This is a genomic window from Desulfitibacter sp. BRH_c19, assembly GCA_001515945.1.
Taxonomy (GTDB): domain Bacteria; phylum Bacillota; class DSM-16504; order Desulfitibacterales; family Desulfitibacteraceae; genus Desulfitibacter.
The window spans coordinates 1-12,173 of sequence record LOER01000026.1; the positions used below are offsets into that span (position 1 = coordinate 1).

At 35.7% G+C, this 12,173-nt stretch carries 11 protein-coding genes; all 11 read left to right on the forward strand.

Going from position 1 to position 12,173, the window contains the following annotated elements; genetic code table 11:
• The 11 genes from APF76_16205 (at position 1) to APF76_16255 (ending at position 12,162) form a co-directional block, all read left to right on the forward strand.
• Positions 1-525: a hypothetical protein gene (locus APF76_16205; protein KUO51038.1), complete on the forward strand. Its 525-nt coding sequence runs from the start codon at positions 1-3 to the stop codon at positions 523-525.
• A 16-nt stretch (positions 526-541) separates the two neighbouring features.
• Positions 542-1,303 carry a hypothetical protein gene (locus APF76_16210; protein ID KUO51039.1) on the forward strand — a complete coding sequence of 254 codons (762 nt, stop codon included), beginning with the start codon at positions 542-544 and terminating at the stop codon, positions 1,301-1,303.
• The gene (locus APF76_16215; GenBank protein KUO51040.1) at positions 1,300-1,611 is read left to right on the forward strand and encodes a hypothetical protein; all 312 of its coding nucleotides are present in this window, start codon (positions 1,300-1,302) and stop codon (positions 1,609-1,611) included. The genes APF76_16210 and APF76_16215 overlap by 4 nt, the downstream gene beginning before the upstream one ends.
• A 171-nt stretch (positions 1,612-1,782) precedes the next feature.
• Positions 1,783-3,150 (forward strand): hydroxydechloroatrazine ethylaminohydrolase, encoded by a 1,368-nt coding sequence (locus tag APF76_16220; GenBank protein ID KUO51316.1) that lies wholly within the window; start codon positions 1,783-1,785, stop codon positions 3,148-3,150.
• Position 3,151: 1 nt separating this feature from the next.
• A complete protein-coding gene (locus APF76_16225; protein KUO51041.1) occupies positions 3,152-4,192 on the forward strand; it encodes a hypothetical protein in 1,041 nt (346 codons plus the stop codon).
• Positions 4,193-4,338: 146 nt separating this feature from the next.
• Positions 4,339-5,538: a hypothetical protein gene (locus APF76_16230; protein KUO51042.1), complete on the forward strand. Its 1,200-nt coding sequence runs from the start codon at positions 4,339-4,341 to the stop codon at positions 5,536-5,538.
• Between the two features lie 276 nt (positions 5,539-5,814).
• Positions 5,815-7,641: a hypothetical protein gene (locus tag APF76_16235; GenBank protein KUO51043.1), complete on the forward strand. Its 1,827-nt coding sequence runs from the start codon at positions 5,815-5,817 to the stop codon at positions 7,639-7,641.
• A gap of 60 nt (positions 7,642-7,701) precedes the next feature.
• On the forward strand, positions 7,702-9,375 hold the full coding sequence (locus APF76_16240; protein KUO51044.1) for a glutamine--tRNA ligase: 1,674 nt from the start codon (positions 7,702-7,704) through the stop codon (positions 9,373-9,375).
• Between the two features lie 232 nt (positions 9,376-9,607).
• The gene (locus tag APF76_16245; GenBank protein KUO51045.1) at positions 9,608-10,249 is read left to right on the forward strand and encodes a GntR family transcriptional regulator; all 642 of its coding nucleotides are present in this window, start codon (positions 9,608-9,610) and stop codon (positions 10,247-10,249) included.
• A 387-nt stretch (positions 10,250-10,636) separates the two neighbouring features.
• A complete protein-coding gene (locus APF76_16250; protein KUO51046.1) occupies positions 10,637-10,846 on the forward strand; it encodes a hypothetical protein in 210 nt (69 codons plus the stop codon).
• Positions 10,847-10,875: 29 nt separating this feature from the next.
• A complete protein-coding gene (locus tag APF76_16255; protein KUO51047.1) occupies positions 10,876-12,162 on the forward strand; it encodes a beta-aspartyl-peptidase in 1,287 nt (428 codons plus the stop codon).
• Positions 12,163-12,173 lie beyond the last annotated feature (11 nt).

A 12,173-nucleotide genomic window follows, 5' to 3' on the forward strand; every position in this document is an offset into this window, starting at 1 on the left:
TTGACAACAGACTTTGTAACACTAATCAAGGATGATGATTGTGTTAGAGGCCTAAAAATTATTGAAGATGGTCAGGATGTTCTTGTCAAGGCCGGAGTTTCCCAAGTCGCTGCCAAGAACTTGCTTGGAAAGTTAGGTGTCTCATCTATCTGTAATATCTTAGGTGCAATTAAAATGGCAAAACATCTAAGATTAGGACCTGATGACAATGTGGTTACAATTGCAACAGATGGTTTTGACCGTTATCCATCAGTAATAGAGGAATTAAAGGAAAGGTATCTTGAACACGAAGGAATGGTTTTAGAAAGATGGTTTAATGATATTTTCTTAAAGGCAGACGAAGAAAACATTTACGATTTCCGCAGATCAGACAATAAAGAACAACTATTTAAGCAAAAAGAAAAAGATTGGTTGCCATTTGGTTACTCAAAAGAATATATTGACTCCATGAGAAGTATGAATTTCTGGGAAGAAGAGTTTGCAAAAATTGAAAAGTACGATAAAATGATTACAGAACAAAGGTAATTAGGGGGAAGTTTAAGTGAATGCCTTTTGTCAGCTGTCTAACGCTTTGGAAAGTAAGAAAAGAGTTGTTTTAGTTACTGTTATTAGAGAATATGTCAATTCTAAAAAGTTTGTGGGCAAAAAGCTTTTATGTGATTTTTCAGGAGAAGTATATTATAATGACTTTTCAACGGAATTAGCTAATAAACTTATGAGCTTTGTTCATAAATTCTTAGAAGAGAAGAAAATGACAGGGACTTTTCAAGTGGCAGTTGCTGAAGGTGAGTTTGAAATTTATTTAGAAAAATATATTCCAGCACCGAAAGCAATTATTTTCGGTGCTGGTCATGTTTCCCAGCCAACCTGTCATTTATTAAAAATGATAGGTTTTCATGTAACTGTTATAGATGATAGAAGTTCCTTTGCCAACATTGAACGCTTTCCAGGTGCCGATAAAATCATAGTGGACAGTTTTGAAAAGGCTGTAGAACAGATAGAGGTTGATGAAAATACCTGGGTAATTCTTGTTACACGGGGACATAAATATGACTACCTATGCCTAGAAAGGCTCATTGATGAAGATCTAGCTTTTCTAGGGATGATGGGAAGTAAAAGCAGAGCAGCAATTACGAAAAGGCAGCTTGCTGAGGCTGGTTTTTCAAAGGATAAAATAGCCAAGCTCCATTGTCCTGTTGGTCTAGATATTGGTGGACAAAGACCTGAGGAATTGGCAGTTTCTATTGCTTCCCAAATAATAGCTATTAAAAGTGGTAAAATTATGGGAGGTGGGACTAAATGACCAAAGACGTAATTAATGCAATTGTAAATGGCTATGAAGATATTCCAAAAGCACTAGTTACAATTGTAAAGAGGACTGGATCTGCACCTAGGGATGTAGGTACTAAAATGCTAGTCCTTGCCGATGGGAGAATTGTTGGAACAATAGGTGGGGGCTGCGTAGAAGCAGAGATAAGGCAAAAAGCCCTGGAAGTAATTGATACGGGAAAAGCAACCATACATACTATAGTGTTAACGGCCAATCATGCAGAGGAAGAAGGAATGGTTTGCGGCGGCAAGGTAGAAGTTTTTATAGAGAATATTAAATAAACGTTTACAAGTCTTGTTTGAGATATTTGTAAACGTTTTTTAAATGTCATTTGGGTATCTGGTAGGTTATTTGCTTTAAATTGTTGTAAAAATATCATATACTGATAATGGAGGTAAACTGTAGACCTAACAAATCAAAACAAGACCTTACTTCAAATGTATAGAGGTGTTATAATGGCTACTTTAATCAAAAATGCTGACTGGGTTTTAACCTTTGATAATGAGAATACAAGAATCAAAAATGGTTCGATTTTATTTGAAGGCAATAGAATTGTCGAAGTAGGCAAAGACATAATGCCTCCTGATGGTACCCATGTGATAGATGCTAAAGGTAAGATAGTCATGCCTGGCATGGTAAATACCCATCATCACTTTTATCAGACACTCACAAGAAATATTCCTGAAACACAAGATATCGCCCTTTTCCCATGGCTTTTAAAGCTCTATGAGATTTGGAAGCATCTAACTCCTGAAGCTGTGAGAATAGGGGCCATGGTTGGACTAGGAGAACTCCTAAAAACTGGCTGTACTACAAGTACGGATCATCACTATGTGTTTCCTTATAACCAACCTGGTGAATTAATAGATGAACAGATTAGGGCAGCAGACGATTTGGGGATAAGATTTCATCCGAGTCGTGGTAGTATGTCCTTGGGGAAGGATCAGGGTGGATTACCTCCAAATGAGGTTATTCAAACTGAGGAAGTCATTTTAAAAGATAGTGAACGTCTTGTTAATAGATATCATGACCCTAGTGAATATTCAATGTGTAAGATTGTTTTTGCACCATGTTCTCCATTTTCTGTGACTGGGGAGCTTATGAAAGATAGTGCAATTCTTGCAAGAAAGCACGGGGTATTTTTACATACACACTTGGCAGAAACCAAGGATGAGGATGACTTTTGTAAAGAAAAATTTGGTTTAAGACCAGTAGAGTATATGGAAAAGTTGGGTTGGCTAGGAGAAGATGTATGGTTTGCCCATGGAGTTCATCTAAATGATGGGGAGGTACAACTGCTGGGCGATACTAGAACAGGAGTGGCCCATTGCCCTGCATCAAATATGAAGCTTAATTCAGGTGTTTGTAGAGTTAAAGATCTCCAAAAAGCGGGAGCCCGAGTGGGATTGGCGGTAGATGGTAGTGCTAGTAATGATTCCTCAAACATGTGGGCAGAGGCCAGAATAGCATATTTATTGCAGAAACTCACTCTTGGAACAAATGGACTCACCGCAGAGGATGTACTTAGGATGGCAACAGTAGGTGGCGCACAGCTACTTGGCAGAAATGATATTGGATCTATTGAAAAAGATAAAGCTGCTGATATGATTCTGATAGACTTTCAGCAACTTGCTTTTGCTGGTGGTCAGCATGATCCTGTATCTGCCATAGTTAATACAGGTAATTCAAATTTAGTTGATATGACAATTGTTAATGGTAAAATAGTAGTTGAAAATGGAAGACTTATAAATATAGATGAAGAGAAACTTGCTTACGATGCAAATAAAATATCACTAGAATTATTAGAAAAGGGGATCTAAGTTGAATTATAAATGGGATTTTCTTTATGAATATTGTAAAAGAATCTTTCTTAAGGTTGAGGTACCTGAAGAACAAGCCGAGATAATGTCTTTAGCATTAGTGGAATCCGATTTGCTAGGGGTCAAAACCCATGGCATATCTAGACTGAATTTTTATGTGGATCATCTGCTTAATGGAACCATTAACCCAGCACCACAGTTTAGGACGCTTTCTGATTTTGCATCTATAAAACTTATAGATGCAGATAGGTCCATGGGTCCCGTTATTGCTGATTTTGCAATGAAAGAGGCGGTAAGCAAGGCCAAGGAAACTGGGGTTGGGGTAGTATGCGTGCGCAATAGTTCTCACATGGGAACCTTAAGTATTACAACGAAAAAAGCTGCTAAGGAAGGTCTGATTGGATTGGCAATTACTAATACCAGTCCTATAATGGCACCTTGGGGAGGAGCAGAACCGACCCTAGGAAATAACCCTATTTCTATTGCAATACCTAATGGAAATCCTTTTCCTTATGTACTAGATATGGCACTTAGTATTACCGCTAGAGGAAATATTATACTTGCAGCAAGAGATGGTAAGGAAATACCAATAGATTGGGCAGTAGACGCAGATGGAAAACCTACAACCAATGCTGCAGATGCACTCAAGGGTGCTGTGTTACCCTTGGCACAGCACAAGGGTTATGCTTTGGCATTTATGTTTGATGTTCTTTCTGGAGTATTAAGTGGAGCAGCGTATGGTAAGAATGTTGGTTCATTTGTGCCACCGGACTTTAGTAAGCCGTTAAATATGGGACATTTTATTATGGCCATAGATATTGAAAAATTTACTTCAATTAATGAATTTATAAATAGACTTAAGGATTATGTTTCACAGATAAAATCTTCTAAAAAGGCTGTGGGGTGCGAGTCTATCCTTGTTCCTGGGGATATAGAGGAAAAACGTTACATAGAAAACAAAGCAAAGGGGATTGTTTTAGGAGATGAAACTGTAAGAGTTCTAATAGAGTTAGGCGAGAAAGTGGGCGTTAGCTTTAATTAGAATGGAGTATTTTAGAAAGAATAGCAATTTATCTAAGGCATACTATTTCAGTCTGCCTTGTTTTATTTTTTATTGAAAAGGCAGGAATTCAGAAGAAATTGTTAAATTAGTATATTGGAAATCTAATTAGAAGGGTTATTAGGAATATGCAATCAATGAAGCAACTCCATAAAGATATCCTTTTAGCATCCTCTCAATCTATAGATGGAGAGGGGCTTGAGTTTTCAAAAATAATAACTACTTCTAATCTAAAGCATCTCCGGATTATAGCATGGCTGCTGATAGTTTGTATGTCAATTTTAATCCTAACTCAAATACTATTTATTGAAAAGTCTCGATTAATCCAGGGAATAAAGCTAGGACCTTATATAATAGGAATTAGGGCAATTTTTATTATAGGAGCAATTCTTTTTATATTTAGTACTAGAAGTATTGAAAAAGTTACTAGTTTCCATGCTTCCTATGTACCGGCTTATCTATTATTTAATCTAGTAGGTTTTAGCATGCTAAGTGGGCTTATACAGGCTGTGGGTCCTGGTATTGCCTCTTCTTACATAATGGCTATTTTGGTTGCGGCGTCATTTGTTTATCTAAACCAAAGAGAAACGTTCATCTTATATTCTACCTCATGGTTTGTAATGAGTGTAATGATTTGGAGATTTCAGCCTGACTGGGTTATAGCAGCTTCTGCTTTTTTGAATATTACATTTACAACCATTCTTGCTGTGGTAATATCGTACACGGTTTATAAAAACCAAGTTAAAGAGTTTCAAAGCAAAAAAATAATCGAAAAACAAAAGGAAGAGCTTAAATCTTCCAATGATATGCTTAAAAGATTGTCCTACCTAGATGATTTAACAAATATAGCAAATAGGCGGTACTATAATGAGTATCTTGAAAGAACTTGGAAACAAGCCCTTCGTGACAAAAAACCATTATGCTTAATTATTATAGATATAGGTAAGTTTAAATCCTATAATGATAGTTTTGGACATCAAGCTGGGGATAATGTCCTTGAGAAGATTGCGGTCTGTATAGGTGGATCATTAAATCGTCCTAGCGATTTAGTTGCTCGGTACGGTGGGGAAGAATTTGCAGCAGTTTTGCCAAATACGGATCTCATAGGTGCAAGAAAAGTAGCTGAAAGGATACGAAAAAATGTGGAAGAGTTGAAAATTATTCACCCTAAATCTAAGGCTGGGATTATAACTATAAGCTTGGGAATATCCTGCAAATTGCCCGATCCTAATTCTTCAACAATGAGTTTATTTGAAGAGGCTGACAAGGCCTTGTATCTTGTAAAGAAGGCAGGAGGCAATCAGTATGCCTTATACAATGGACTTTAGATGAACTAGAAAAAATAATCCCCCTACATACATATTGCAGTATGAGAGGGATTTCTTATTTCAAATCTTTTTTGGTGGGATCCTTAGCATAATTTGGAACATGGCTTTATCCTTAAACCTGAATAGCCCTTGGCATCATAAAAGACCATATGATGCTAAATCTATAAAATATTGTATGCTTCTTTTAAAAATATTTACATAGGGTAGATAATACAACATGAAAAGGATTATAATACTTGGTAAAGTGGAATAAAAAAGGACATGGGGGATAATATTTTGAATAATCCTATGGGGCAATACCAGCACCGAAAAAATAAACACTATGAACTAGCAAAAAAACAAAATAGTGTTGTTAACTCTATTAGCCAGTTAAGATTGATTGTCTTTCTAGTTGGTATGGGTATAAGCATTTATCTATACTGGATACAAAAATATTATCTATCCTCTGTAGCTTTTGTGGTAGTGGTTTGTCTATTTATTTATTTGATTAAAAAACACCAGGATGCAAAACAAAAGCACAAGTTCTATTTAACCATGTCTACAATAAATGAAGATGCCATTAAGAGAATTACGGGAAAATGGACTGACTTTGATGATAAAGGGGAAGAATTTATTGATGATGAACACAACTACTCACAGGATCTAGATATCTTCGGACAGGGGTCATTATTTCAATGGACAAACTCTGCAAAAACTTTTTGGGGAAGAAATAAGTTAAAGGAAGCCTTGGTGAACCCAGATAAGAGTAAAGATCAAATACATAAAAGGCAACAATCAATAGATGAAATGGCAAAAAAACTGGACTGGAGGCAAAAATTTTTGGCTGAAGGTCTTATGGTTTTAGGAGAAATGCATGACCCTGAGGATCTGTGCAGTTGGGCAGAGGTGGGTGATGAATTTTACAGAAAGAACCATGTTGTAATAGGTTTCAAAATACTTCCCATACTCACAGCAGCCGCTATTGTTTTGAATATCTTATCTATCATTCCATACTATGTACCAGTACTAGCAGTTATTTTACATATGCTATTGCTCTTATATCGTGGCAAGGAAAGATCTAGAGTTTTTGAAACTGCCTATAAATATCGAAGCAATCTAAGAGTCTATACTAAGTTGTTTGATACTTTTGAAAAAGAGGTCTTTAAGAAGGACTATCTAAGAAATCTCCAGAAAGGCCTGAAAAACAAGCAGGGTAAAACTGCTCACTCACAAATTGGACAGCTTGAGAAAATTGTTGATTCTATTGCAAATAGGAATAATCAGTTTTATATTATTATAAATATCCTTTTATTATCTGATTATAAAAACATATCTAAACTTGAAAGATGGAAGCAAAGCTCTGGAGAAAATCTGCGGAAATGGTTCAATATATTGGCAGAAGTAGAAGCACTATCAAGTCTATCAAATGTTAGATATGATCATCCTGATTGGGTTTTCCCTACTATTATAGAAGATAAACATGGTATATTGGCTAAAAATATGGGGCATCCACTATTAAGTAACAGAGTATGCAATGACTTAATTATTGCTAAACCTTATTCTCTATTAATGATTACAGGTTCAAACATGTCGGGTAAAAGCACTTTGTTGAGAACTGTAGGAATTAACCTGGCCCTTGCATATTCCGGAACCTCTGTCTGTGCAAGTGAGTTTCAGTGTTCTATACTAGATGTGCATACCAGCATGAGAACTAGAGATAATCTGGAAAAAAACTTATCATCATTCTATGCAGAGCTTCTACGGATTTCTAAAATAGTATCAGCATCAGAAAGAGCCTCAAAGGAAGGCAGCCAGGTGTTGGTTCTCTTAGATGAGATTTTTAAGGGCACTAACTCAGCAGATAGACATACAGGTGCTAGAATACTCCTAAAGAAGTTAAGCAGAGAGGGTGCATTTGGTCTAGTTTCTACCCATGATCTTGAGCTTGGAGATTTAGAGCATGAACAGAAACTTGGCATAAGAAATTATAACTTTCGCGAATATTATAAGGATGGAGAGATATTCTTTGATTATAAGCTTCGTTATGGGGTTTCAACTACTAAAAATGCTATATATTTGATGAAAATGGTCGGAATAGACGTGAATAAGGAGCAAAATGAATAAATAACGATTGAGTTATGATATAATAGAAAAGAATTATGCGTGAGGAGGAAAATATAAGTCATGACAATAGATGTAAATATAAATTCTATGGCACATTCTAATTTTATTCAAAATATAATAACTGAAGATATGAAAACAAACAAATATGGTGGCCGAATCCATACCAGATTTCCGCCTGAACCAAATGGGTATTTACATATTGGACATGCTAAATCTATTTGTTTAAATTTTGGGATTGCAGTTGCCAATGGAGGAGTATGTAATTTAAGATTTGATGACACAAACCCTAGTAAGGAAGAGATTGAGTTTGTTGATTCAATTATTGAAGATGTTAAGTGGTTAGGGTATGACTGGGAAGATCGGATGTTTTATGCATCAGATTACTTTGATATGTTTTATGATTGTGCTGTTCAACTCATGGAAAGAGGTAAAGCCTTTATCTGTGATTTAAATGCTGATGAAATCAGAGAATATCGTGGTACCCTTACCCAGCCAGGTAAAGAAAGCCCATATCGCAATAGAACGCCGGAAGAGAACTTAAAGATCTTTGAGCAAATGAAAGCAGGAGAATTTGCAGACGGATCCAGGGTTTTGCGTGCTAAGATTGACATGGCATCACCTAACTTGAATATGCGTGATCCTGTATTATATAGAATTTTAAGGGCAACACACCATAGGACTGGCGACAAGTGGTGTATCTATCCAATGTATGATTATGCTCATCCTATATCTGATGCTATTGAGGGAATAACCCACTCCATATGCACCCTTGAGTTTGAAGACCACAGGCCTTTATATAATTGGGTTCTTGATGCCCTTGAAGGTTGTGAGTACTTTAGAAGCCGTCCTCAACAGATTGAATTTGCTAGGTTAAACTTAACTAACACTATTATGAGTAAACGCCATCTTAGGAAACTGGTAGAGGAGAGCTATGTAAGTGGTTGGGATGATCCGAGAATGCCAACTATCTCTGGTTTAAGAAGACGCGGATATACACCAGAATCTATTCGTGATTTTTGTGATCGTATAGGTGTAGCTAAAAGCAATAGCATAGTTGATGTTGCAATGCTTGAACATTGTATTAGAGAAGACTTAAATCTAAAAGCATCACGAGTAATGGCAGTTCTTAAACCCTTGAAGGTAGTTATTACAAACTACCCAGAAGGCAAGGTAGAGGAACTAGAGGCTGAAATTAACCCTGAAGACCCAGGAAAGGGTACCAGAACGGTTCCGTTTTCCAATATAATATATATAGAGCAAGATGATTTTCGTGAGGATGCCCCTAAAAAGTATTTCCGGTTAGCTCCAGATAAAGAAGTTAGATTAAAACATGCCTATATAATTAAATGTGAGAAAGTAGTCAAGAATGACAAAGGTGAAATTGTTGAGGTTCAATGCACCTATGATCCTGCAACGAAAAGTGGAGAAGACACTAGTGGCAAAAAAGTAAAGGGGACCTTGCACTGGGTATCAGCAGAACATGCCCTGCCAGCCCAGGTGAGAATATATGATCATCTGCTTTTAGATGAAGAAATGAATCATAACTCATTGGAAACAATTACATCCTGCTTGGTAGAACCAAGCCTGAAAAATGCCAAACCAGGAGATAGATATCAGTTTCTTAGACAAGGTTACTTTTGTGGAGATAAGGATTTAATTAGTGAAAAACTTGTTTTTAACAGGATTGTATCATTACGTGATAGTTGGTCAAGAATTGAGAAAAAACAGAAGTAGGATACTCGAATTATATAGTAAAAAGTGGGGCTAGTAAGCCTCGCTTGACTTTAAATCAGAGTATGCCAAAATATGTAAGGCAATTAAAGTTGCAATTTATATAACATATATTTTGATAATACAAATATTGTTCATATTCAACTTCAGTGGTATAATTATAATATTTAGAAATTAAATCTAATTAGTTTGGGGCGAGGGTTCATTAGACTGTAAGGTTAAAGGGGATAAATGCATGTTAAAAAAGATCTTATCTAATAATGAAATTTATAAAATTTTAAAAGAGAGAATCATTCAGCTAGAATACGACCCGGGTGAAATTCTTAATGAAAACGATATTGCTAATGAATTTGAATTAAGCAGAACACCTGTGAGGAAAATATTTGAACAGCTGAAAACTAGTAAACTTCTGAATATTATTCCGAGATATGGAGCCCAAGTGGCACCAATAGATTTCAATTATATGAAATCTATATTTGAAGTGGTGAGAGAAATAGAGGCATATGCTACCGGGTTGGCTGCGGAAAGAATGACTGATAGTGATCTAGAAGCGTTAGATTATATAATAGATCGTTTAACAGGATATTCCATAGAGGAAGATTACAAACAGATAATTCTAGATGATGGTAATTTTCATAAGATTATATTTGATAGTTGTGATAACCCATGCCTTTCTGATATTCTTCATAACCTACATATGCATACTGAACGATTGTGGTTTTACGTCCAGAAAAATATTACAGAAAAACATCTTTTTATAGATACACTTACAAATATATTAAATGCATTAAAGGCAAGGGATTCAGAAATGGCTGTGCATTATGCAAAAGAACATACTGACATGTTCGTAGAAAAAATTAAAGAGAAATTACTATAGCAGTAAACCCCTGTTGGCCAAGACCTCAAGCCAATAGGGGTTTACTTTTTTGAGTGGTAATAAAGAATTTAATATTATTTTAAAATATAGAAGGAACTTTTCAAAAAATATAGAATACATATAAAGTACTTGAAGTAAACCATAGAAATACATAATGTATTTCAGGGTCATAGGAAAGATTAAATCTATCTTATTGAAATAAAGCAGGGGGATGATTTTATAGATTATATAATTATAACAAATAACCCACTAGTCTCAGATAAATATAAGGATGTTTACAAAATAATTTTTGTAAATGGTTGCGTAGAAGATACGTTAAAGAAAGTCAGAAATTTTATTCATCAGGGACATATCCTTGTCAATCATCCATTACCTGCAAGTTTAAGAATGCTATTTTCGCCATATCGTTCAATTGCTATTGAAAATGGAAGTGGAAAAGTTAATGCATTTCATGTCGATATAATAGAAAATAGTATTTTAAAATATAAAAGGCACATGGATGTACGTAAAGTTGATGAGATAAATGCAGAAGATTATAAGCTTATTGACTTGGAACTTTTTGAGTCAGCTATTAAATTTCAGATAGGAAATGTTTAATTTTTCAAAATCTTTAGGAGGTGATTTTTTTGAAGTTAGAAATTGGAAGAATTAAGATTAATAATGTCCAATTTGGTGATGAAACCATTGTGAATAATGGTACTTTAATTGTAAACAAAGGAGCCCTAATAGCTAAGTTAAAAGAGGATGAAAGAATTGAGGAAGTTGAAGTAGATATTGCAATTCCAGGGGAAAGGGTAAGAATTATTCCTGTAAAAGATGTTATAGAGCCAAGGGTAAAAGTTGAAGGAGATGGAAACGGTTTTCCTGGAGTATCTACAAAAATGGCACAGGTTGGAGAAGGAAAAACCCATGTTTTGTATGGCGCTGCTATTGTTACGGTAGGTGATATTGTTGGTTTTCAGGAAGGTGTAATTGATATGTGGGGTGAAGGTGCAAAATGGACACCCTTTTCCAAGACGTACAATCTGGTAGTTAATATAACTCCAGTAGAAGGTATTGATCCCCATGCACATGAGACTACTCTTAGAATTGCAGGTCTTAAGGCTGCCGAATTTGTTGGAGAAGCTGGGAGAAATGTAAAACCAGACGAGGTATTAACTTATGAAATAGGAACCCTAGCAGAAGAAACCGCTAAAAATCCAAATCTACCTAAAGTGGCATATGTGGAGATGTTAATATCTCAGGGCTTACTTCATAGTGGATATGTGTATGGGGTAAATAGTCAACAAATGCTTCCAACACTAATGCATCCAAATGAGGAACTAGATGGCGCTGTTATCAGCGGGAACTGTGTTGCGGCTTGTGATAAAATAACAACTTACCAGCATCAGAACAATTCAGTATTGCTAGATTTATATGAGCAACATGGCAAAGAGATTAATTTTGTTGGTGTTATTCTTACCCCGGAACATACTACAATGGATGGTAAAATTCTTGCTTGTGATTATACAGCAAAGATTTGTAAAATGCTTGGGGTCGATGGAGTTATTGTGTCAGAAGAAGGGTACGGAAACCCTGATTCAGACTTATTGATGATTTGTAAAAGATTAGAAAACTCAGGGATAAAGACTGTCTTAATTACTGATGAGTGTACAGGGTGGGATGGGAAGTCTCAACCTCTAGTTGATACTGCTCCTGAGGCAGTAGCAGTAATATCAGGTGGTAATGTTAGTCATGTAATTACTTTGCCTCCTGCTAAGAAAGTACTTGGTAATGTTGCAGCAATCAGTACACTTGCTGGCGGTTGGGATGGGTCTTTAAAGGAAAACGGTAAAATAATGTGTGAATTGAATGCTGTTATAGGTTCTACTTCAGAAATTGGATTCCACTATTGTACATGTAAACTATATTAATCATAGTTTGA